Origin of the sequence: Methylophilus glucosoxydans (genome assembly GCF_042676145.1) — a bacterium.
GTDB lineage: Bacteria > Pseudomonadota > Gammaproteobacteria > Burkholderiales > Methylophilaceae > Methylophilus > Methylophilus glucosoxydans.
Genome location: NZ_JBHTJW010000002.1, coordinates 1349662 through 1371525, shown reverse-complemented (window position 1 = coordinate 1371525; position 21864 = coordinate 1349662). Strand labels below are relative to the sequence as shown.

The 21864-nt window shown below is 47.0% G+C and carries 21 protein-coding genes and 1 pseudogene; 10 read left to right on the top strand and 12 right to left on the bottom strand.

What is annotated here, in order from left to right; genetic code table 11:
- Nucleotides 1-4: 4 nt before the first annotated feature.
- Complete coding sequence (locus ACFQ1T_RS09250) at nucleotides 5-394, top strand: hypothetical protein (protein WP_194753414.1); 390 nt, start codon at nucleotides 5-7, stop codon at nucleotides 392-394.
- A gap of 1 nt (nucleotide 395) precedes the next feature.
- Here the strand turns inward: ACFQ1T_RS09250 and ACFQ1T_RS09245 are convergent, their stop codons facing one another.
- The 8 genes and pseudogenes from ACFQ1T_RS09245 to ACFQ1T_RS09210 all read right to left on the bottom strand — a co-directional run bounded on the left by ACFQ1T_RS09245 (nucleotide 396) and on the right by ACFQ1T_RS09210 (nucleotide 10940).
- On the bottom strand, nucleotides 396-893 hold the full coding sequence (locus tag ACFQ1T_RS09245; protein ID WP_194741762.1) for a hypothetical protein: 498 nt from the start codon (nucleotides 891-893) through the stop codon (nucleotides 396-398).
- Nucleotides 880-2823: a tyrosine-type recombinase/integrase gene (locus ACFQ1T_RS09240; protein WP_194753413.1), complete on the bottom strand. Its 1944-nt coding sequence runs from the start codon at nucleotides 2821-2823 to the stop codon at nucleotides 880-882. The genes ACFQ1T_RS09245 and ACFQ1T_RS09240 overlap by 14 nt, the downstream gene beginning before the upstream one ends.
- Complete coding sequence (locus tag ACFQ1T_RS09235) at nucleotides 2816-4681, bottom strand: site-specific integrase (protein ID WP_194753412.1); 1866 nt, start codon at nucleotides 4679-4681, stop codon at nucleotides 2816-2818. Before ACFQ1T_RS09235 ends, ACFQ1T_RS09240 begins: the two co-directional genes overlap by 8 nt.
- Complete coding sequence (locus ACFQ1T_RS09230; protein WP_194753411.1) at nucleotides 4674-5609, bottom strand: tyrosine-type recombinase/integrase; 936 nt, start codon at nucleotides 5607-5609, stop codon at nucleotides 4674-4676. The genes ACFQ1T_RS09235 and ACFQ1T_RS09230 overlap by 8 nt, the downstream gene beginning before the upstream one ends.
- Nucleotides 5610-6282: 673 nt before the next feature.
- Nucleotides 6283-6861, bottom strand: a pseudogene (locus ACFQ1T_RS09225) (thymidylate synthase); the annotation flags it as partial.
- Between the two features lie 18 nt (nucleotides 6862-6879).
- Nucleotides 6880-8313 carry a threonine synthase gene (gene thrC / locus ACFQ1T_RS09220; RefSeq protein ID WP_379075900.1) on the bottom strand — a complete coding sequence of 478 codons (1434 nt, stop codon included), beginning with the start codon at nucleotides 8311-8313 and terminating at the stop codon, nucleotides 6880-6882.
- Between the two features lie 44 nt (nucleotides 8314-8357).
- Nucleotides 8358-9671 (bottom strand): homoserine dehydrogenase, encoded by a 1314-nt coding sequence (locus ACFQ1T_RS09215; RefSeq protein WP_338654408.1) that lies wholly within the window; start codon nucleotides 9669-9671, stop codon nucleotides 8358-8360.
- A gap of 42 nt (nucleotides 9672-9713) precedes the next feature.
- Nucleotides 9714-10940, bottom strand: coding sequence for a pyridoxal phosphate-dependent aminotransferase (locus tag ACFQ1T_RS09210; protein WP_338654410.1), 1227 nt, complete (start codon nucleotides 10938-10940; stop codon nucleotides 9714-9716).
- Nucleotides 10941-11100: 160 nt separating this feature from the next.
- Here ACFQ1T_RS09210 and ACFQ1T_RS09205 point away from each other — a divergent pair, with 160 nt between their 5' ends.
- Nucleotides 11101-11493, top strand: a complete 393-nt coding sequence (locus ACFQ1T_RS09205; protein ID WP_379075896.1) for an Mth938-like domain-containing protein — start codon at nucleotides 11101-11103, stop codon at nucleotides 11491-11493.
- Between the two features lie 4 nt (nucleotides 11494-11497).
- Here ACFQ1T_RS09205 and ACFQ1T_RS09200 read toward each other — a convergent pair whose 3' ends face one another.
- Nucleotides 11498-12043 carry a DUF1439 domain-containing protein gene (locus ACFQ1T_RS09200; protein WP_379075893.1) on the bottom strand — a complete coding sequence of 182 codons (546 nt, stop codon included), beginning with the start codon at nucleotides 12041-12043 and terminating at the stop codon, nucleotides 11498-11500.
- Between the two features lie 79 nt (nucleotides 12044-12122).
- Here ACFQ1T_RS09200 and ACFQ1T_RS09195 point away from each other — a divergent pair, with 79 nt between their 5' ends.
- Nucleotides 12123-12620 carry a type II secretion system protein gene (locus ACFQ1T_RS09195; protein WP_379075890.1) on the top strand — a complete coding sequence of 166 codons (498 nt, stop codon included), beginning with the start codon at nucleotides 12123-12125 and terminating at the stop codon, nucleotides 12618-12620.
- 78 nt (nucleotides 12621-12698) lie between these two features.
- Here the strand turns inward: ACFQ1T_RS09195 and fabB are convergent, their stop codons facing one another.
- Nucleotides 12699-13925 (bottom strand): beta-ketoacyl-ACP synthase I, encoded by a 1227-nt coding sequence (fabB, locus tag ACFQ1T_RS09190; protein WP_379075887.1) that lies wholly within the window; start codon nucleotides 13923-13925, stop codon nucleotides 12699-12701.
- A 53-nt stretch (nucleotides 13926-13978) separates the two neighbouring features.
- The gene (gene fabA, locus ACFQ1T_RS09185; protein WP_194747833.1) at nucleotides 13979-14494 is read right to left on the bottom strand and encodes a 3-hydroxyacyl-[acyl-carrier-protein] dehydratase FabA; all 516 of its coding nucleotides are present in this window, start codon (nucleotides 14492-14494) and stop codon (nucleotides 13979-13981) included.
- A 267-nt stretch (nucleotides 14495-14761) separates the two neighbouring features.
- Between fabA and ACFQ1T_RS09180 the strand changes: the two genes are divergently transcribed.
- The 7 genes from ACFQ1T_RS09180 to ACFQ1T_RS09150 all read left to right on the top strand — a co-directional run bounded on the left by ACFQ1T_RS09180 (nucleotide 14762) and on the right by ACFQ1T_RS09150 (nucleotide 21362).
- Nucleotides 14762-15778: an AAA family ATPase gene (locus ACFQ1T_RS09180; protein WP_275355518.1), complete on the top strand. Its 1017-nt coding sequence runs from the start codon at nucleotides 14762-14764 to the stop codon at nucleotides 15776-15778.
- 42 nt (nucleotides 15779-15820) lie between these two features.
- Nucleotides 15821-16678 (top strand): DUF58 domain-containing protein, encoded by an 858-nt coding sequence (locus ACFQ1T_RS09175; RefSeq protein ID WP_194747837.1) that lies wholly within the window; start codon nucleotides 15821-15823, stop codon nucleotides 16676-16678.
- Between the two features lie 12 nt (nucleotides 16679-16690).
- Nucleotides 16691-17671 carry a hypothetical protein gene (locus ACFQ1T_RS09170; protein WP_194747839.1) on the top strand — a complete coding sequence of 327 codons (981 nt, stop codon included), beginning with the start codon at nucleotides 16691-16693 and terminating at the stop codon, nucleotides 17669-17671.
- On the top strand, nucleotides 17671-18657 hold the full coding sequence (locus ACFQ1T_RS09165) for a vWA domain-containing protein (RefSeq protein WP_379075882.1): 987 nt from the start codon (nucleotides 17671-17673) through the stop codon (nucleotides 18655-18657). Before ACFQ1T_RS09170 ends, ACFQ1T_RS09165 begins: the two co-directional genes overlap by 1 nt.
- On the top strand, nucleotides 18642-19181 hold the full coding sequence (locus tag ACFQ1T_RS09160; RefSeq protein ID WP_194747843.1) for a hypothetical protein: 540 nt from the start codon (nucleotides 18642-18644) through the stop codon (nucleotides 19179-19181). The genes ACFQ1T_RS09165 and ACFQ1T_RS09160 overlap by 16 nt, the downstream gene beginning before the upstream one ends.
- A 51-nt stretch (nucleotides 19182-19232) precedes the next feature.
- Nucleotides 19233-20264, top strand: coding sequence for a vWA domain-containing protein (locus ACFQ1T_RS09155; protein WP_194747845.1), 1032 nt, complete (start codon nucleotides 19233-19235; stop codon nucleotides 20262-20264).
- Nucleotides 20265-20327: 63 nt separating this feature from the next.
- Nucleotides 20328-21362 carry a VWA domain-containing protein gene (locus ACFQ1T_RS09150; RefSeq protein ID WP_379075878.1) on the top strand — a complete coding sequence of 345 codons (1035 nt, stop codon included), beginning with the start codon at nucleotides 20328-20330 and terminating at the stop codon, nucleotides 21360-21362.
- 11 nt (nucleotides 21363-21373) lie between these two features.
- Here ACFQ1T_RS09150 and ACFQ1T_RS09145 read toward each other — a convergent pair whose 3' ends face one another.
- Complete coding sequence (locus ACFQ1T_RS09145; RefSeq protein WP_379075875.1) at nucleotides 21374-21838, bottom strand: hypothetical protein; 465 nt, start codon at nucleotides 21836-21838, stop codon at nucleotides 21374-21376.
- Between the last annotated feature and the right edge of the window lie 26 nt (nucleotides 21839-21864).

The window sequence follows — 21864 nt, the reverse complement described above, 5'->3', positions numbered from 1 at the left end:
ATTTATGTTTTTTTCTTTTTATCAAAAAAACAGTATTGAACTTGTTGACTATTCCCCTTGGTTTCTTTGTGAGGTGAGAGAGGAGGAAGGTGTTTCTGGAGATATCAGTTTTTCTAAAACTCATTTAATCGCAGATTTTATAAAGCTAACTGACTTTGCTTCAGGAAATGAGATAAACAAAGCATACGTCGTTATTCCTTACTGTTTGAATAATACAAGCGATTGGAGTTTGGCAAGATTAAGAGGAGTATCACTTGCACAATATTTTCATGAAGGAATTGAAAATATAGTATATCGCTATGAATTAGCTAACGAAGATACTTTTTTAGTTGACTCTTTAGGATTAAAAGTTGAAAGCGAATTAACTTTTAAACCGATTATAAAATTCAAGTAATCTAAATTGGTTTTATTGTATTAAACTCAATTACATTCTTTAAAAGAGGATCGTTTGAATTCTCTAGGTTAGACTGCAATAAGTTGACTCTTCTAGTCTGAACTTCAAGAAGATGTCTTAAGTGCTCATTGTCTTTGGCATACTGATCTGCTTTTGTTTTCCAAACGCGAACTTCCTCACGGCTACAATTCAGGCGCTCTTCTAAGCTTAGGCTCGGCAGAGGTGGGATTGTACTTTCTTTCTCACTCTCAACGAGTTTTACTAAATCTTTTCTTTGGCTTTTGATCTCTTCAAGCTTTTCTAAAGGCCAAACTCTATTATTTAGAGTACCTCTGCTAACCTTGGACAATCTAGCAAGCACTGACTGTGTAGGTTTGAGTTTAGGATTAGAGGATATTTTCTGTAAAGCATCAGAAATCCTATTTGTAACCGTAATAAAGTCAGCTTGATTTTTTTCTTCAAGAGCCTGAGGAAGACTTGATTTGTTAACTATTTTCAACTTTTTCTCCGAGACTTTCTAGAACCATCTTAGCTTCTAAAGCAGCAGTTAAATGAACGTCTTTAGCGTGAGCGAAAGCATCATCATGAGCCATCTGTATATTTTGCTCATAAATTCGCTTCCACTGAGGCACATGCGTTGATGTAATAATTGCTTGGCTACACTTTCCTGGATTACATTGAAGCGAACCAATGCAGGGACTTGTCTCTTTTGTCCCGTCTTTCAGTAAACGATCCCTACGACCTCCGCAATAGCCAGTGCCGACACTAGCAAAAGGAATACCTTGTTTTGAAAGCTGAGCCATTAGCATTTCTTTGGACCAGCCTTGAGCGGCCATGCCTTGAAAATATACCCTTCTTCTTTGTTTGAATTCCTCAGCCCCACCTCCAGCAACTGGCGTATCGGGATCATAAAGGCTTGAAGCAATCTCGGTGTATGCGTTAGTCGTCTGCCTCGCTCTTTGAGCAGAAATATCAGCAATATTCCCATACATCAAAGTAACTGACGGGGGTATTGCATTCAATGCAGAATATAAATGTTTCAATTGATGGGCAATAAACATTAAACCCAAATCAGCTCTAGCAAGTTGGTTCGCAAGACTATGACGAAGTTGGTGAGAACTGATAACCCAACTTCGCCATCTTTCTGTGGTATCGATTTCCCGCAAATAATTATTCATACTTCCAACAAATCCGGTAATGCTTAGAGGTGTTGGCTTTACTCCAATTGGTACAGTTTCTCTGCTAGAAATCAAATATGGATTGAATGTCACTCTTGAAATTTCTTCGAGACATCGCAATGCATCTCGCATTATTGGTATCGCTGGCCATATGTCATTTTCTTCTGGTGACAGGTCATCCTGGCTTTTAACTAATGTGCCCAGCAACACATAAATACCATGATGTTTCTTGATACAGCCTACTTGAAAGGTGGTCAAATCCGAATACCTGGCCCCTGTATACATTCCGATTATGGTATAAGCTGCCCGCTGGACCTTGTAAATGTAATCTAATACATCACTAAGTAATATTCCGTGATCCTCTTTGAATTTTGCTCTCAATTTGATAGTTCCAAAATGACGCTTCTTGCTTAAAGCCGCTGAAATTTCTCGGTCAATTTTCCTTATATTTGTATAGTCTTCAAAGACCAAATTCCCACCCGAAGAACATTCAAGAACTTTATGTTTTGGTATTTCAGCATGGCCATTATCAGCCGCTTCAATATTGAGCCAATTTAAAAAGCCTTTAACCTCTCCACAGGCACGGTTAGATAAGAATTTAAATAAATCATTTGGCATTACCGGATTGTAGTCCGTCCGCTGCGTTTCATACTTAAAAGCTAGCGCCTCAATATCAGTATTAGTCCAGAGCACCCCTTTACCCAAATATCTGGTTACGATTGGGCTTGTAAGGTCTTTTAAACCCTTTTTTAAAGCCTTACCATCTTTGAAGGAATATGATTTAAGAGTCTCCGCAATGTCATGAAGCCTAATATCCGTTATTGATGAAATATGACTCAGACTTCCTGATTGAGAACGTAATGAAATTAAACTTTCTTTATAAACTGCTGAGAAAAAGCGTGCCAGAATCTTGACCATTACAATAACTGTTTGTGGCTTTACCCATCCTTTTCCCTTTAGACTACTGTCAACAAGATAACTTATCGCTGTAAGTATTTTCAACTCATATATTAGCTGGTCTGGAATTGACCGGGCTTCATTTGAATCACCAGAAACATGACATCTATAGTTTTCCCAATTTATCTGAAGCCGAGAAATTGGTACTGATGTTTGTCTAGTTAAGCTTTCATCAAAAAAATCCCAAAAGTCGTCCTGAAATTTAGACTTCTTGGAAACATAAAACTCCTCGTCAAAGTTGAAGTCATTCTCTATTACGGATTTAATATCAATTTTCTTCGCTTTATCAATCACGGGTTACTCCATGATAGATTAGAGGGTCAATTACAACGTCTAGCGTCTCGGACATTTCGACAGCCCATTCAAGAACATCAGAATCGAACTCGCTTTCGTCTGGATCGAAAAGTTGCTCTAATAACTCGAGAGTTTTATCGTAATGATCTGCATTTGGTAGATTTTGAATATTGTTGTTCTGTAAGTCCAAGAGTTGACTTCGGTAGGCTGCTAACACTGGGAGGTGCTCTTTTAATAAGATCACGTTTTTACAAAAAAGACACATATTGAATCTAGTACATGCGGAACCTTGAACATACCCTTGCAATCTTTTTACAGAGTCAGGTGGATCGTAGGTGTTTTTACAATCTGCAACCAATCCCTTATAAATCTTGATTGGTTGATATTCGGGAGCCGTACTTATCTTTGTGGAGCACTCGTTTGTATAGTCAGCTCTATTCTCCCTAATTCTCTGCAAAGCCTCACTCACAACTTTACGAATTGGAATGTCAAGTCTGTTCTTATTTATATACATAAGAGTAGTTGTAATACTTTTGTGGCGAGCAACCTGCTGAATTTCAAAAAGGTCACGACCCGAAAGAGCCATATTGGTTAATTTAGTTGAGCGAAATCTCACCAAATTAAACTCCAACGGTTCTCCATCATCATTTCTTAAATCATATTTATTAACTATTTCTCTACACCAATTTGAAGTTTGTGCGGAACTCAGCCCAATTACCTCACCATACTTTTTTCGACTCCCTGCCTCATAAATTATCAATCTATTTTTAAGTTCGCATTCATCTTGCAATCCATCTCGCATGGTTTGTGTTAAAGCAACTAATGTGTCAAAAGCTTTCTTAACATTAATAGCTTGCTTTCTTTTAAGAGGTTGCTCATCCAAACTATCTAACAATGAGAGGTGCAGCTCCTTTTCCCCTCCAGAGCGTTTTTTTTCAAACTTTATGTAAGGCATGTTTGTTAATGGATGCTCATCAACATACGAATCTAGACTCAGGTTGAGTAAAGAGTCTGGATTTAATCCAGTGAGGTATATCAAATTCACAACCGTAGGCATAATCAAATTTCTCCCTATAAATGGAGTTACGCCCCAGCTGTGGTAGACATTCTGAATACCTCCGTGGGTATTACTGGCATGAAAGTAAAAATTCTTGTGTTTTGAACTATCCTCTGACTGATTTAAAAAGCTGGCATTACCCTTCATAACATTTTCAAAATACCATTGAAGATTGGCTTTAATTTTCCAGCCATGACCAGGATCATTAAGTCTCGCATTTGGGTTAGTTTCAGACTTAATTCGCGGGTCTTTCCCTTCGCCTGGCTTTAGGGAGGTGTAGCCGGCAAGGATTCGTAGGACAACTCTCATTTCTGAATTTACGGCTGTCAATATTTGTTCTAGCTCTTTATCCGAATAGTCTTTATGAGCATTAGTTTCTCTAAAGCCGGATTTTGTATTTGCATTCAGTATCGAATGACATGAAAGCAAATCTTGTGCAAATGCTTCCTTTAAAGTTTGCCGTACCGCGCTCAGAAAACTTACTAAGGTATGAGACGCGAGCTTTGGTAGGTCACTTTTTACATTTCCATGTAAGTCAGTAACTTTTTTCAATCGGACAAAAAAGAATTCATCAATATGTTCTTTTAAAATGAAAGGCCTATTTCCATGCTGCTCCTTCAAGTAAATCAATAATTTTCTTTTTGCTCCCATATAGGTTGATCTGGTTTCTTTTGTAGCAGCTCTGCTTGCCCTTTTATCGAATAACCAAATGATCTGTGCATATGGATTACCTGAAGTAGCCGCAGGTGGCTTCCCAAATTTTTCAATATCTAAAGGAGTTATGTTCGAGCTATTATTCAACTTTCACTCCAATTTTTTTTATGGGTGGTAATTCACGTGCTCTAATGTACGTTTCCTTAAAGATTTTTTCCGACTCTTCTATCCTTTTAATCATAAGAGGGTTATTTGATGCTTCTCTTAGCTTTTGTAGCAAGGCTACTGGAATCTGAGTATAGATTTCGGTTGTTTTAATGCTAGCGTGTCCGAGCATTTTCTGAAGATATAAAAGGTTATCTAGAAAGCTTCCACTTTCTTTTGCTTTCAGTATAGATATTGCGGTACCGTGTCTTAGTCTATGAGGTGACACTTTCTTACCTAGACCTGCCCTGTGAGCAGCATCATCCATAAATTTTTGTATTGCTTTAATGGTTAGCTCCTCTCCATATACATTAAAAAAAGCTGGTCTTGCTTGTTTTGGATTTGGGACATAATTAGCAAACATGTATGATTTTGAATTAAAGTAGCGATTCAATCTGACCAAGAGTGGTCTAGAAATGATTGTATCTCTCATTTTGTACGCACCATTTCGCCCCTTGCTACCCTTTATCCTTAATGGAAAATAATCATCAGTCTCAGGATAGTTTTCCATATTTGGAATATCATCTTGAGTGACTCTAAGAACTTCTGATACGCGAACTCCAGTGTCGAAAATAAAATGTGTGATAAGCCTTTGGATCTCCCAACGCATTCCTTTTGATAATTGAATAACTTCGTTGGGTAATAAATATCTAGGTATTCCTTTTGACGGATTTGAGGTTCGAAAACCAGAATTACAATATAGTGATTTCTTGTGTACTTTCCCTGAGCTCTCGCTAGCCAGCCAATTTGTAAAAGACTTAATAAGAGATTCATAACCTCTAACAGTGCTTGCTGCCAGCCCTTTATTTATTAAATGCTTATAAAAATCGTCGATGATAGTCAAATTTAATCCAACGATTGCTTGGTCCACTGTTACCTGCCCAAAGACTCTATGCGACTCGAGAAAACTACAAAAGTCTTTCAACCGTTTTGAATATAAGTCTAACGTGCATCTACTTCTTGATTTTGGAGACCCCACCATTGAATTCAGAAAATTTGTAGGAAGCTCTACTACACGCTCTAAATTATCAAAGAACAGGTATTCATTCTCGCAAACGGAATCCGCAGTATGGAGTATCAATTTGCACCTCTACTTTTGCTACACATTGATTATGTATTACAAAATCAAATAGCTAACTATTATTTATCGCGACAACATTATAAGAAAATAATATATCAACAAAAAAAACTTGTAAACCATAATTAAAGTTTAAATTGGTTTATTTGAAGGACTTGTGAAGAATTATTCTTACAGGTCTCACTCAATTAAACGTTACAGGCATGTGTTATGCCATTTAACAGTTCGCGGGTAAAAGTAGATTCAAATACGCTATCCAGTATCCGCAAAGGTCAAGTGCTCCGAGACCTCAAGCGATAAGGAAGATTTGAACGAGAAGCATAAGAATGAGGCAACTACTTGAAGATTCTGGCCCTATTAAATACAGGGATTTGAAGTGACATCTGCTTGAATATCTATGGAAAAGAAAGCAGATTTAAATTGATCAGATTAAATTTGGAATAACTGTAAGCGAGAATAATGTGTTTATTTTTGATACTTTAAATCTCAATAGACTTATGTAATGTACAAAAGCATTACGGTAGATAAATAGAAAAATATCCGCACTTCGCTGATAGAGCTGGCAGGACAGTTTGCCATCTGCCACATAAAACTGGAAAAAAGCATGGCATGGCGGCAACTTCATCCGCTCAACATCGGCCACATTCCAGGCAGACACAATTAAGCGACGAGAGTCAGGGGTCTTTTTGATCTGCTCTATAACCTGCGAAATCTGGTCAATATGACTGCCATCCGGCTTGGGCCAATTGCGCCATTGATAACCATAGACCGGGCCGAGATTGCCTTGTTCGTCTGCCCACTCATCCCAAATGGTGACGCCTTGTTCCTTGAGATAGGCAATATTGGTACTGCCTTGCAAAAACCAGAGGAGCTCATGAATAATCGACTTCAGGTGTACCTTTTTGGTCGTTAATAATGGAAAACCTTCTGCCAGGTTAAAGCGCATCTGATAGCCAAACACCGAGATCGTGCCTGTACCGGTGCGGTCAGTTTTGACATGACCATGCGCAAGTACGTGGTTCAGTAAATCATGATACTGTTGCATAGACAGGCTCCCGCTAATTTAGGTATTGGCGACGATAAATGCTTTAATCGCATCGACACTGACGTCCATGACGGTCGAGGTTTGCGGCAACTCTTCCAGACCTTGCAGGCTGGCTGGCCGCTCAGGTTTTTCTCCTAGAGCTTCCACGATGGCATCTTCAAACTTGGCCGGCAATGCCGTTTCCAATACTAGCATGGGCACATTTGGCTTACGGTGTTCCAGAGCGACTTTCAAGCCATCGGCAGTATGCGTATCAATAGTCACGCCATATTTTTCTTTGGTAGTGCGTATGACTTGCATCCGGTTGGCATGGTTACTATGGCCTGAAACAAACCCAAAGTCAGCCACTTTCTCAAAATAACCATCTGCATTCAGGTCAAACTTGCCCCCATGATCCACAGCGGTCCACAGCTCGCGTACCCTTGCGCTGTCTTGCCCCACCAAGTCATAGACAAAGCGCTCAAAGTTGGAGGCTTTGCTGATATCCATGGACGGGCTGGAGGTATGATAAGTCTTGGCTGAACCACGCGGCGCATAAACGCCGGTATTGAAAAATTCGTCCAGCACATCATTTTCGTTGGTAGCAACGATCAATTGATCAATAGGCAAGCCCATCATGCGCGCAATATGCCCTGCACAGACATTGCCGAAGTTGCCACTTGGCACGGTGAAGCTGACCTTCTGGCTGTTGTTTGTGGTCACAGCCAAATAGCCTTTGAAGTAATACACAATTTGGGCTGCAATGCGCCCCCAGTTAATGGAATTGACTGCGCCGATTTTGTATTGCGCCTTGAATGCATGATCATTTGAGACGGCTTTGACCATATCCTGTGCATCATCAAATACCCCTTTAACCGCAATATTGAAGATGTTTTTATCTTGCAGGCTGAACATCTGCGCCGTCTGGAAGCGGCTCATTTTCTGGTAAGGCGACAGCATGAAGACACGCACGCCTTTTTTGCCACGCATGGCGTATTCGGCCGCTGAGCCTGTATCACCGGACGTTGCGCCCAAAATATTGGTGGTCTGGCCAGTTTTTTCCAGCACGTATTCAAACAGGTTGCCCAGCAGCTGCATCGCCATGTCTTTAAACGCCAGCGTTGGCCCATTTGAGAGACTCAGCAGGTAGAGATTATCCTCGAGCTTGAGTGTAGGTGTAATGTCTTCGGCATTTTGGCCAGCACGCGCATATTGATAGACTTCAGCCCGATAGGTTTTATCAATAATGGCTTTGAGATCTGCGTGTGGAATATCACTGTCATCAACCAAGCGTGACAAAACCGCAAACGCCAGCTCACGGTAACTCATGCCACGCATGGCATTGAGGTCAGCATCGCTGAATTGCGGATACTGCTCAGGCAGATACAAGCCGCCGTCTGGAGCCAGGCCACCCAGCAAAATCTCACTAAAACTCAAAGCAGGCGATTGCCCGCGGGTACTGATATATTTCATTGTATGACACTCACTGAATTTGGCCGGGTCAACATTAGACTGACTTAGCGCGACAAGGATTCGACACGGATTTTTGTCACTTTACCAGTCAAGGCGGGCAAGGCCTCGATACGGGCGATCGCGGTATCCATGGTTTTTTCCTGGGTGGTATGGGTCAGAATGACGATATCCGCTTCTGACTCCCCATCTGCCGGCTCTTTCTGCAGCATGGCATCAATCGAAATTTGCAGATCAGCCAGAATCTTGGTCAAATCGGCCATGACACCGGGTTTATCCGATGCACGCAAACGCAAGTAGTAATCAGAATACACTTCTGCAATCGGCAACACGGGCAAAGCTTGCTGCTGATCTAACTGGTAGCCCAAATAGGCCACGCGTTGTTCGGCCTGCGTGCCCTGCAAGCGAGCGATATCGACTAAATCAGCCACCACAGCACTCGCGGTAGGCTCAGCGCCCGCACCGGCGCCGTAGTACAAGGTAGGCCCAACGGCATCGCCTTTCACCACAACGGCATTCATGGCGCCATCGACATTGGCAATCAGGCGTTTTTCCGGGATCAAAGTCGGATGCACACGCAACTCGACGCCCTCACTGGTTTTCTTGCTGATGCCCAGCAATTTAACGCGGTAGCCCAACTCTGCCGCATAGCTAATATCTTGAATGCTGAGTTGAGTGATGCCCTCAGTGTAAGCTTGTTCAAACTGCATGGGCATGCCAAACGCAATACTGGCCATGATGGTCAGCTTGTGTGCGGCATCAATGCCTTCGACGTCAAACGTCGGATCAGCCTCGGCATATCCCAGACGCTGCGCTTCTTTGAGCACATCTGCGAAGGCGAGGCCTTTGTCACGCATTTCGCTCAGGATAAAGTTGGTGGTGCCGTTGATAATGCCAGCCACCCATTCGATTTTGTTGGCACTCAAGCCTTCACGTAAAGCCTTGATGATGGGGATACCACCTGCGACCGCCGCCTCAAATGCTACGATCACGCCTTTATCAGACGCAGCTTTAAAAATTTCGTTACCATGCACGGCCAGCAAGGCCTTGTTGGCCGTGACCACGTGCTTGCCATTGGCAATGGCTTGTAGCACCAACTCCTTGGCAATGGTGTAGCCGCCGATCAACTCGACAACCACATCAATCTCCGGGTTATTGACCACGGCAAAGGCGTCGTCAGTCAAGGCAACCTGCCCATTCGTGACCTGTTTGGCGAGCTCCAGGTTGCGGTCAGCCACTTGCACAATACGGATATTGCCCCCAATCCGGCGTGCGATTTCCGCCTGGTTACGGGTGAGCACGGTGTAAGTACCACCGCCTACTGTGCCTATGCCCAACAATCCAACTTTTAATTCTTTCATACTTAATACTCACCATTGATGGCATGCCCACTGGCACACCTTTTATTTTGAATGTTTCTTTCGATACCCATCGAGGTAACGCCCTATACGTGTCATGGCCTCGGTCAGGTCATCCACATTAGGCAGGAAGACTACACGGAAGTGGTCTGGCGACTTCCAGTTAAAACCGGTCCCCTGTACCAACAGCACTTTTTCTTCGAGCAGCAAGTCCAGAATAAATTGCTGGTCATCCGCAATCGGATACATGTTGGCATCCAGCTTGGGGAACAAATACATGGCGGCCTGAGGTTTGACACAGGTCACCCCTGGCATCGCGGTCAACATGTCATAGGCCAGATCGCGCTGTTTGCACAGACGACCACCAGGGGCCACCAGATCGTTGATACTTTGGTATCCTCCCAACGCAGTCTGGATCGCCAGTTGGCCGGGCACATTGGCACATAAGCGCATAGAGGCCAGCATATTCAGGCCTTCGATGTAGTCTTTGGCGTCTTTTTTGTCGCCTGAAATAACCATCCAGCCAGACCGGTAACCACAAGCCCGGTAGTTCTTGGACAAGCCATTGAAGGTCACAAACAATACATCATCGGCCAAAGAGGCAATCGAAGTATGTGTATTGCCGTCGTACAACACTTTGTCGTAAATTTCATCGGCAAAAATCACCAGACCATGATGACGGGCGATCTCAATAATGCCTTCCAGCGTCTCTTTAGGATATAAGGCGCCGGTGGGGTTATTAGGGTTGATAATCACAATGCCTTTGGTATTGGCATTGATTTTGTTCTCAATATCCTCAAGGTCGGGCAACCAGCCAGACTGTTCATCACACACATAATGCCTTGCCGTGCCGCCCGCCAGATTAACGGCTGCCGTCCACAGTGGATAGTCGGGCATGGGCACCAGAATCTGGTCACCATTATTGAGCAAGCCTTGCATTGCCATGACAATCAGCTCGGACACGCCGTTGCCAATAATAATGTCGTCTATGGTCACACCAGTAACATTTTTTTGCTGGGTGTAATGCATGATGGCTTTGCGCGCGGCAAACAAGCCTTTGGAATCCGTATAGCCAGAGGCCTGATCCATATTATGAATCACGTCCTGAACGATTTCTTCTGGCGCATTGAAACCGAATGGCATCGGGTTACCGATATTCAGTTTGATAATGCGCTGCCCGTCTTCCTCCATCTGGCGTGCGCGCTGTAATACAGGGCCACGGATGTCGTAACAGACATTACTGAGTTTGCTGGATTTATTGACTGGCTGCATAGCGGATTAACAAACACATCTGGCGTGTGTTAAGCTCTTAAAGTAAAACTTTCATTCTACCTGCAAACCCTTGCTACATCAATGAACCTAGTACGTGGCATCGGGTCTGGATTGGATAGTCCTTGCACATTCAGCCACCTCACAATCGAGCTTCAAACTTATGAAACTACATCTGCATACCGGTGAACAGCAATACCAGATTCATGGCGTCGATAGCGATGCGGTGACCATCAATCAGCAGCGCTATCCACAACCAGTCATTGTCAGCGATCAGGCACTGCGCACTGACTGGTTTCATGGTCCTTGGGAAAAGCTGGACGCTCAAGCTTTATCAGTCATTCTGGAGTTCAAACCAGAAGTCGTGTTATTGGGGACGGGAGACAAACAGCGGTTTATTCACCCCAAACATCTGCAGCCCTTTTTATCTGAACTGATCGCTGTGGAATGCATGACCACTGCAGCCGCTTGCCGTACCTTCAACATTTTGAGCGCAGAAAACAGAAAAGTCGTGGCTGCCCTGCTACTTGAAAAACACCTCTCGGACGCAAGTTAACCGCTTACTGCGGCTTGAGCGTCACGCTTAGCCCCTCCGGGGTGACTTTGAGTTGATCGGGTTGATACTTTCTACCGGCATAACTCAAATCTTCCGGCTTCACTTCATATAGGACGACCTGCTTAAACCATTGCCGACCTATGTCTTTAGCCAACTGCTGGGCGAGGTTGCTCCACTCACTGCCAGCACCATCCAGCTGTAATGAATCCACCTCAGGCTGATCCAACACCACCGTCTGTTGCGCCTGATCAAACCTCAACAAACCAGAGAGACCGAGTTTACCGGTCGCAGAGTTGGCCAGCAAATCGCTACGAACATTCGCATCCATCAAGGCATGTATGCGGCCAGAGCCAGGCTCGACCGAAACGAGTGCATTAGAAAGCTGAAGATGAAATACACGCATGAGTGTGATCGGTTTTTCCAGTTTTCGATTCAACTTTTGCTGTAATTGTGCCGTATTAATATGCAAGGTGCGTTCGCCCAGACTCACACAGTGCGAGAGGAGTAACGCTAGCAAAACACTGAGGCAAAGCCCGATTAATTGACGCATTTGTAAGCCCTATTTAACACTTGTAACATTCAACAAAAATCGAAAACACTTCACAGAGGATACGATAAGATCGTGCGCTATGGAAATTAAACATCGCCTCCAGCCTGGATTTACATTGGTAGAAATGATTGTGGTCATGCTGATTCTATCAGCGCTGGCTGTGACTGCCTATGCACGTATTTCTCAGGTCGACTCACAGGCCAGACAAGCCAGCTTGTCAGCCTTCAAAGCTAACGTACAAGCGACTGCCATCATGGCTAAAGGCGTATGCATGTCCGATCCGCAATGTGACAGCCAGCAAGTGGCACCGTCAACCACGATAGAGGGCAATGTTATTTACTTCAGCCAAAGCTATCCTGTCGGATGGCTGGGCAATAGTGATGGCGCAGGCACCCTCAACCAGTTACTAGACACCGGGAAATTTTCTATCCAGCCATCCCTGTCAGATCGTGAGCATGCCACCTATTATTTGCAAGGGGCCAGAAACAGCGCGCACTGCAAGCTGGAATATATCCTGACCTCTGGTGCAAACAGCACTCAGCCCCTGACGATCCAGACAGACAGCAGCGGTTGCTAATAACACCTCCAACAAGCGCCAAAAATAAAAAAGCCGTGTGTTGAAATCACACACGGCTATTCACAGCTCAACCCAAGCTTAAAGATGTTTGGTTGACAAGGTCAATGTGGCGTTGGTGCCACCAAAACCAAAGCTGTTTGAAAGTGCGGTTTGCACCTTGGCAGATGGAATGGCCTGACGCACAATATTCAAGCCCTCAGCCGCCGGGTCCAGATGATCAATATTGGCAGAGGCCGCAATAAATCCGTGCTGCATCATCAGCAAGGTATAAATGGCTTCATTGACACCGGCGGCCCCAAGCGCATGACCAGACAGTGATTTGGTCGAAGCAATCGCTGCCCGACTTTGCGTGCCAAAAACAGCGCGAATGGCTTCAAGCTCTTTGGTATCACCAACCGGGGTACTGGTCCCATGCGTATTGATGTAATCAATATCGTCTGGACTAATCCCTTGCAGGGCTTGCTGCATACAGCGCACCGCCCCTTCGCCACTAGGGGCGACCATGTCGTAGCCGTCAGAGGTTGCTCCGTAACCGATCACTTCAGCATAAATCTGCGCACCGCGGGCTTTGGCATGTTCGTACTCTTCAAGCACGACAATGCCGCCTCCACCGGAGATGACAAACCCATCTCTATCCACATCGTAAGTACGGGAAGCTTTTTCAGGCGTCTCGTTATACTTGCTCGACAAGGCGCCCATGGCATCAAACAGATAACTCATGGTCCAGTGCTCTTCTTCGCCACCGCCAGCAAACACAATATCCTGTTTACCCAATTGAATTTGCTCTACACCGGACCCGATACAGTGGGCACTGGTTGAACAGGCAGAACTGATGCCGTAATTGACGCCCTTGATTTTCGCCCCGGTCGCCAAGCAGGCAGCAATCCCACTGCTCATGGTTTTGGTGACCATGTAAGGTCCCACACGACGAATCCCTTTTTCAGCCAGTGTATTGGTGCCTTCCAGCATACTCTCGGTGGAGGTCCCCCCCGCACCGACAATAAGGCCGGTACGCACATTGGACACCAGTTCCGCTGGCAGTTGCGCATCAGCAATCGCTTCCTGCATGGCCAACCAGGCATAAGCATGGCCTTTGGCCATAAAACGCAACAACTTACGGTCAATCAGGGCTTCGATATCCAAATTTTTAATCGAACCCGCCACGTGCGAGCGCAAACCGCGCTCGGCATACTCCGGCTGATAGCTTATGCCAGAGCGCCCGGCTTTCAGGCTCTCCAGCACTTCTTGTTTGTTATTACCGAGACTTGATACGATACCAAATCCTGTAATCACTACGCGACGCATTGCGCCTCCCTTAAACTTCAAAAAACGGTCACGAATACTAAAAATGATCCGTACTAAAAATTGTCTGTGGTGGTAAACAGCCCAACACGCAAATCGCTGGCAGAATAAATCTCACGACCATCCACCTCCATCCGTGCATCCGCAATCCCCATCACCAGTTTGCGCATGATCACGCGTTTTAAATCAATGTGATAACGCACCAACTTGGCCTTGGGCAGGACTTGACCGGTAAACTTCACCTCGCCTGAACCCAGCGCGCGGCCACGTCCTGGCCCACCTTTCCAACCCAGAAAAAAGCCTACCAGCTGCCACATCGCATCCAGACCCAAACAGCCTGGCATCACAGGGTCTCCGGTGAAGTGGCATTCAAAAAACCACAGGTCAGGACGGATATCCAGCTCAGCAATAATTTCGCCCTGGCCATATTTTCCACCTTCATCAGAAATCTTTACGATCCGGTCAAACATCAGCATAGGAGGCAGTGGCAATTGCGCGTTGCCTTCACCAAACATTTCGCCGCGACCGCAAGACAGCAACTCCTCTTTACTGAAACTACTTTTTCTAGTCATGTATTTTTAGATTTTTAGTATAAAACAATATTTTCGCCGGAAATTGCGTTTAGTGAAAGCTTTTTGTCACGCAAAGACTATACAGACCTGTATACTTTTCTTCAAAACACAGGTAACATTCCCAAAATTGTTACTGAATTTTACATATTAAAAACCGGCTGTCTGACGGGGTTTAAAAAAGGATTCGTGAATTTTTCACCCCGTTAAAGTTACAATTTAGTTACAATCAGAATCACTTAATACATTCAAATCATCAGGAAATCAGGCATGCAAGAACAACAACTCAACGATTGGCGTACCCATGCGCTCACACTCGAGTCAGAAGTCAACAAAGTGGTCGTCGGTCAGGAAACCCCGGTACGCCTGATTACCACGGCCGTGTTTGCGCGCGGCCATGTGCTGCTGGAAGGTGATGTGGGCGTTGGCAAAACCACCTTGCTGCGCGCATTCACCCGTGGCATTGGCGGTGGCTACCAGCGAATTGAAGGCACCATAGACCTGATGCCGAATGATTTGGTGTATCACACTTATTTGGGCGAAGATGGCAAACCTCATGTCAGCCCCGGTCCGCTGCTGATGTCAGGCCAGGACTTGTCGATCTTCTTCTTTAACGAGATCAACCGCGCGCGGCCACAAGTGCACTCCCTCATGCTGCGTGTGATGGCGGAGCGGACACTGACCGCGTTTAACAAGGAACATTATTTCCCGCACATGCTGGTGTTTGCTGACCGCAACCAGGTGGAGCGCGAAGAAACCTTTGATATTCCTTCAGCAGCGCGCGACCGTTTCATGATGGAAATTCCAATCGTGGTGCCGCCTGCACACGACATTATGGAATCCCTGATTTTTGATACGCGCTTTCATGATGTAGACCAACTGATTTCAAATGTGCCAGCCGACATCCTTCAGTTTGACCAGCTAAACAGTTTTGCCAAGGTAATCCAGGAAAACATTCAGGCCAGCCCTGCCCTGCGCAAATATGCACTTGACCTGTGGCTGGCCACCAAAGATCCGGTTGCCTATGGCGTCAAGGTCTCCAACGTAGACATGAAGCGCCTGGTACTGAGTGGCGCCAGCCCGCGCGGGATGGGTATGCTGCTGCGTGCCGCCCGCGTCAATGCCTGGCTCAATAACCGCGCTGCAGTGGTACCGGAAGATATCCATGCCGTGTTCCATGAAACCATTGCACACCGCCTGGTCTTTAGCCCGGTCTACGAAATGCGCCGGACTGAAATTGCCCGCGAATTGCTGTCCGGTATCGTTCACGCGATTGCTGCCCCTTAATGGATGATGTACGAATTCACAAATAACGAGTACTGAAAAGTGATGCAGACAATTAAGGAATTCAGCTACCACATCGGCTGGCGCTCGCGCGCACGTCGCCCTGGCCGCCACAAGAGCAATCAGCGTGGCATGGGGATGGAGTTTCGCGGTCATACCACGCTGCTGTCCTATCCTGACCCGCGCCGGATTGACATCCGCCAAACCATACGTGACCCCATGGAGCAGGTGTATGTGCGTATCTTTAACCAGAAAAGCGCCACGCCTGTGTTTGTCCTGTGTGATATGTCTGGCTCCATGCAATACGGCACACCGCATACCAAACTGGTGACTGCGGCTGAAATCACCCGCTCGGTCGCCCAATCGGCTTGCCGCAATACGGATCCTGTTGGCTTTATCGGCTTTGATGATGATTTGCATGACGCGTGGCTGTCTACGTTGTCTTCACGGCCACACAGCATGTTTGACCTGGCTGACCGCCTTGAAAACCATTTACCCAATGAGGTCGGGGCCGCCGCCCTGCTGGAAAGCGTCAGGTTGTTGCCACGCGAGCGATCCCTGATTTTCATGGTGTCCGATTTCCATATGCCGCTGGAACAACTGGAAGCCGCGCTGGTGCTCATGCTGCGTCATCATATTGTGCCAGTGGTGTTATGGAATAGCACTGAATACAAGCAGTTGCCGGAATTTGGCATCACCAGTATCAATGACCCTGAAACCGGCGAGCGGCGCACGCTGTTTTTACGCGCCTCCTACCGTCAACGCATCCTGGAAGCGTTCGCGGCCCGTCGCCAGGCCATTGAAGATATTTTTATGAGATTTGATATGCAACCCTTTTTTGTGGAAGACCAATTCGATGCCGATTTACTGACCGAATACTTCCATCAATACGTGCCTGCCTGAGGAAAGCGACCCATGAAAGCGCGCCACCATCTTTTATCTTTAGTGTTAGCAGCCAGCCTGTTGTCTGCCTCACTTAGCAGCGTTGCCGATGTGATTTTGCCATCCGTTGACAATAAATTTGTCAGTGTCCAGGAAATCAACCCGACCCGCGATGCCGGCTTTTTCGTCGGTGACAAGCTGCAACGGACCATGATCCTGACCGTCAAGCAACCTTACGAATTGATCAAGGAGTCGCTACCGATTGTCGGTTATGAGCACCGTTATCGTGGCCAGGTTTCTGGCATTGAATTGACGGCAATTGACATGGAGGAAGCCCATGAGCGACAACAGACCGTGTATACGATACATCTCGAATATCAGGTCTTCAAATCTGGTCGCGTGGTCAAGCCCGCCATCCTCAGAGGCGAAATCGTCAAGCTACGCCAGCAAGGCAGTCAGGACATCAAGCAATTCCGCATGCCCTCGTTTAACTTCAGGACCTCACCACTGTCCGTGTATGGCGAAGTCAACCTGAAGAATGAAATGAGCCCGTTTGTCGCCCCCTTGAAACTGCATGCCGACAAAGAATGGCTGGCGCTAAAGGTGGCGACTGGTGTGCTGGCCGTCTGTTTGCTGGGCTTAGTCTACATTTTGGCGGCCAATACCTGGTTACCGCGCATGGGCGGTGCTTTTGCCAAAGCCTACCGCAAGCTTGGCAAACTGCCGGACGACGCGCAAGGTCTGCAACAGGCCATTTCCACGGTACATGAAGCCTTGCATCAGGTGGCGGGGCACAGCGTATTTGGTAATGGTATCGAGCATTTTTTGCAGCAAAAACCTGGTTTTACCCCTGCCAGGCCAGAAATTGAACGTTTTTTTGCCTTGTCTCGCCAAGTATTTTTTGACGCCAGCACTCCGCTAGAACTGGGCATCCCACCACGTGAATGGCTGAAAAAATTCTGTAGGCACATGCGCGACTGCGAACGCGGCTTGAAGCCAGAGGTACATGCATAATGGCTTTTACCCATCCCTGGCTGTTGTGGGCACTCCCCTTGGCGCTGTTACCATTATTGCTAGATCGTTCCCATAGTAAACATTACTCCTGGGTGAGCTTGTTGCCACCGGACCCGCTGTCCAGAACCATCGGTTTTTTACTCAAGGTCTTGGCCGTCATTAGCATCGTCTTCATTATTTTGGGCCTGGCCGGCCCACATAGTCTGGAGCAACAGGTGGAGCGGACCGGCATAGGTGCGCAGATCGGCCTGGTGCTGGACCGCAGCGCGAGTATGGACGACCCGTTTGCCGGAGACAAAGATGGCAATGTCGGTGAAACCAAATCGGTCGCAGCCGCACGTATCATGACCAAATTTGTGGAAAGCCGCCAGAACGACATGATGGGTCTGATTACCTTTAGTAACTCAGCCATGTATGTGTTACCCCTGACTGAAAATAAAGAAGCGATTTTGTCTGCCATTCAGGCGACTGCCGGCAACTCGCTGTTTCAAACCAATATTGGCGGCGGTTTGACCAGTGCGGTTGAATTGTTCAAGGATATGCCGGACTCCGGCTCTCGCGTGATTATCCTGATTTCTGACGGTGCAGGACGCGTCAGTGACATGGTGCAACAGAAGCTGCGTGACTGGCTGCAACGCTATAACATCGGCTTGTACTGGATTGTATTGCGCCAGCCAGGTGGCATTACCATCTTCGATCCCAAATATACGGCCAGTGGCTACGACGGCCCCATGCCAACCGAAGTATTGCTGTATCAGTTCTTCCAGACGCTGCGTACCCCGTTTAGCGCCTATGAAGCCGCAGATCCCAAGTCACTGGAAGCGGCGATTGCCGATATCAACAGCAAAGAAAAAAAACCGATTCAATATCTGGAAAAAATCCCCGGCCATGATTACACCAATGTGTGTTACTGGGTGGCTTTCGTCATGATTGCACTCTTGCTGGCGGTTAAATATTTGGAGATTCATACATGGCGCTCAGCGTAAATAAACTTGTGATTGGACTGGTCGTTGTTGCGGTCTTGGCCGCGGGCACCATCGCCTACAGCTGGCAACGTATCAAGCAAGTCGAAGCCTTTAATCAGGCCGTGGCGACAGCTAAAAGTCCACAAACGGACCAGCAAAGTTTCGAAGCCAAGTATGCAGTCGCCTACTGGTTAGGCAAAAATGAGCGTTACAAGGAGTCCACACTTTTGTTTACCAAGCTCATCGAACAAGCCAATGCCAGTCAGCGCGCGGCCATTCTGCACAATGTGGGTAATATGTTTTTCATGCGTGCAATCCAAATGACGGGCGGCAATGACAACAGCACACGTGATGAGATTGAATACCTGTTGTCGCAAGCGGCCACCTCTTATAAATCAGCGCTCAAAGCAGATAACAGCAACTGGGGCACACGCCGCAACTATGACCGCGTTCTTGGCTTGCTGCCAGAAAAACCCACGCCAGGTGTAGGCGAATCTGACAATCCCGGGTTGATCATGGGCAACATTCCCAACGGATTGCCATAACAGGCGGCGATTTTCTCTGGCTCTGGATCTGAACATATTGACTGGCATGGCATGAAAATCTGGCTAAGACACTTTATCAAACATCGCGACACGGCGCTGCTCGCCTTGGCACTGCTCTTTCTGCTGGGAGCAATTTTACGACCCAGCATCCCGTTTAAACATAATATCTATGCCTATTTTCTGGTTGCAGATATTTCGCAAAGCATGAATGCAGAGGACATGATGCTGCATGGCAAAAAAGTCACGCGCATGGCCTATATGCAAAACATGATGCATGAAGTGGTGGCTTCATTGCCATGTGGCACCAAAGTCAGCATCGGCATGTTTGCAGGTAACTCGGTCGCCGCCATGTATGCACCGATTGAGGTATGCCGTAATTTTGCCGCAATCCAGGACACCATTGCCCATCTGGACTGGCGTATGGCGTGGTCAGGTAACAGCCGGGTGCGTGAAAGCCTGTTTGTGACCGCGAAAGTGGTGCGTGCCATGCCTGAGCCGGCGCAAGTGCTGTATTTTACCGATGGCGAAGAAGCCCCTAAACTGCACGCCTTCAACACCAAAAACCTCGATGAATTTCAAGGCGGTGATGACTGGCTGTTTGTTGGCATCGGTACCGATGAAGGCGTGGCGATTCCCAAGCTGAGCCAGGATAATCAGGTCATTGGCTACTGGTCTAATGAAAGTTTTGCCATGCAGCCTGGTATCGCACAGATCTCCGAAAGCACTTTGGGCGTGCGCGACGATAACGTCGCATTTGGTGACCATGACCGCTATGTCTCCAAACTGGCCAGCGAATATCTGGAAAACCTGACCAAAGAAATTGGCGCAAAATTCATCAAAGGTGACAGCACCTATACCGTCCTCAAAGCCATGAAGGAGCAAAAACCGGCCCGCCGCGATATTGCTCCCTTACCATTGGATTGGCTACTGGCCAGCCTAGCAGGCTTATGTATACTCGCCACCTATGCGAGCCATCACCCTTGGCGGCAAATCAAGCAGAACCTGCATCTTTACCGTCGTGAGATTCAATCCAGATTTTTTGTAAAAAGCGAGGCCGTCGCCCACGACAACCATTTTCAATAACCGTTAACGCCTCGCCCCTCTGACATCCTAGGCCAGCGATGCAGGCAAACAGAAGACCTGACCATGCACAAAAAATGGCTACCCTTTTGCCTGAAACATCGCGACACCCTACTGCTAGGCATTGCCCTGATGCTTTTACTCGGGGCGGCCTTGCGGCCTTCAATACCGATTAAGCGCAATATCCATACTTACCTGCTGATAGCAGATATCACGCAAAGTATGAATGTGATCGATATGTCGCTCGATCATGCCCCTGCCAGCCGTCTCGATTACACCAAACGCATGATGCATGACATCATCGCCCAACTGCCCTGTCAGACCCGCATCAGTATCGGCCTGTTTGCAGGCGATGCGGTAGCCGCCCTTTATACGCCCCTGCATGTCTGCAAACACTTTTCAGCTATACAGCAGACCATAGACCATCTCGATTGGCGCATGGCCTGGACCGGCAACAGTCAGTTACGCCAAAGCGTGCCGATGGCAGCAAAACTATTGCGGCAAATGCCTGAGGCAACCAAAGCCGTCATTTTTACTGATGGCGATGAAGCGCCCCTGTTGCATGCCTTTAACACGCGTAACCTCAAAGACTTTCAGGGCTCGGACGACTTTTACTTTGTCGGCGTCGGGACAGACCAAGGGGCTGGCATTCCCAAGCTGACAGAAAACAATCAGATGATAGGCTACTGGTCGAATGAAAGCTTCGCCGTCCAGCCTAATATCGCGCAGGTCACCGCCAGTAAAAGCAGTGGACGTGATGACAGCGTGGCTGTCTCGGACTATGACCGCTATATTTCCAGGCGGGCGTCGGCGTATTTGAAAAAACTGTCTGAAGAAATTGGCGCGCAATACCTGGATGGCGATGACCCCCACCATGTATTGCAACACATCCAAAAACACAGCTCGCCACGTTATGAAATTGTGGCATACCCGATAGACTGGATACTCGCCACCCTGTCTGCGGTATGCATCGTCAGCGCCTATATCAACCAGGACTCTAAACGACAGCTCACGCATACACTACGCAAACGATTTACCAAGTTGAGGCAGACGCGCTTGTTTAAAGCTAGACACGATGTCGCACACGACAATCACTTTTAAGCATGGGCCATTCAAGCCTGTCCCCAACGCAACCAAACGCGCAAAGCCGTTAAGCTTGCCCTGTCGGCCTGGTCCGGGAGCACTAGCATACGCTGCGTGCGCAAGATGGGTTCAGTTGCTGCCTCATGCAGTGGTTGCAGCTGCATATGCAAGACCAGGCACCACGGATGCACAACGCTATCAGGGAGCACGCTGACCTGATAGACCTGTCCCGTGCGGTTCACGACAGTCATATGCCCATACACATCCACACGCAGCCTCTGGATACTGTGTTTCCAAAAAGTTGCCGCCAGTTGCGTCCAGTGCCAGCCACTTGCCAGTCCATAGACAGCCGTTGCACTCAACGCCCAGACAAACGCTAATTTCCACCACAGGCAGGCCATCACCAGCATTGAAAATAAGTACCACCAGCCCCATAAAAGATATGATGGTCGTAAGCGCAGATCAATTTCAGTTGATAAAATAGCTTTTTTCATTGCATGAACCAGGGCAAAGCCGCGCA

Coding starts and splice junctions, on each gene's coding strand:
- ACFQ1T_RS09250 (WP_194753414.1), top strand. CDS start 5: ATGTTTTTTTCTTTTTATCAAAAAAACAGTATTGAACTTGTTGACTAT.
- thrC (WP_379075900.1), bottom strand. CDS start 8,313: ATGAAATATATCAGTACCCGCGGGCAATCGCCTGCTTTGAGTTTTAGT.
- ACFQ1T_RS09215 (WP_338654408.1), bottom strand. CDS start 9,671: ATGAAAGAATTAAAAGTTGGATTGTTGGGCATAGGCACAGTAGGCGGT.
- ACFQ1T_RS09210 (WP_338654410.1), bottom strand. CDS start 10,940: ATGCAGCCAGTCAATAAATCCAGCAAACTCAGTAATGTCTGTTACGAC.
- ACFQ1T_RS09205 (WP_379075896.1), top strand. CDS start 11,101: ATGAAACTACATCTGCATACCGGTGAACAGCAATACCAGATTCATGGC.
- ACFQ1T_RS09200 (WP_379075893.1), bottom strand. CDS start 12,043: ATGCGTCAATTAATCGGGCTTTGCCTCAGTGTTTTGCTAGCGTTACTC.
- ACFQ1T_RS09195 (WP_379075890.1), top strand. CDS start 12,123: ATGGAAATTAAACATCGCCTCCAGCCTGGATTTACATTGGTAGAAATG.
- fabB (WP_379075887.1), bottom strand. CDS start 13,925: ATGCGTCGCGTAGTGATTACAGGATTTGGTATCGTATCAAGTCTCGGT.
- fabA (WP_194747833.1), bottom strand. CDS start 14,494: ATGACTAGAAAAAGTAGTTTCAGTAAAGAGGAGTTGCTGTCTTGCGGT.
- ACFQ1T_RS09180 (WP_275355518.1), top strand. CDS start 14,762: ATGCAAGAACAACAACTCAACGATTGGCGTACCCATGCGCTCACACTC.
- ACFQ1T_RS09175 (WP_194747837.1), top strand. CDS start 15,821: ATGCAGACAATTAAGGAATTCAGCTACCACATCGGCTGGCGCTCGCGC.
- ACFQ1T_RS09170 (WP_194747839.1), top strand. CDS start 16,691: ATGAAAGCGCGCCACCATCTTTTATCTTTAGTGTTAGCAGCCAGCCTG.
- ACFQ1T_RS09165 (WP_379075882.1), top strand. CDS start 17,671: ATGGCTTTTACCCATCCCTGGCTGTTGTGGGCACTCCCCTTGGCGCTG.
- ACFQ1T_RS09160 (WP_194747843.1), top strand. CDS start 18,642: ATGGCGCTCAGCGTAAATAAACTTGTGATTGGACTGGTCGTTGTTGCG.
- ACFQ1T_RS09155 (WP_194747845.1), top strand. CDS start 19,233: ATGAAAATCTGGCTAAGACACTTTATCAAACATCGCGACACGGCGCTG.
- ACFQ1T_RS09150 (WP_379075878.1), top strand. CDS start 20,328: ATGCACAAAAAATGGCTACCCTTTTGCCTGAAACATCGCGACACCCTA.
- ACFQ1T_RS09145 (WP_379075875.1), bottom strand. CDS start 21,838: ATGAAAAAAGCTATTTTATCAACTGAAATTGATCTGCGCTTACGACCA.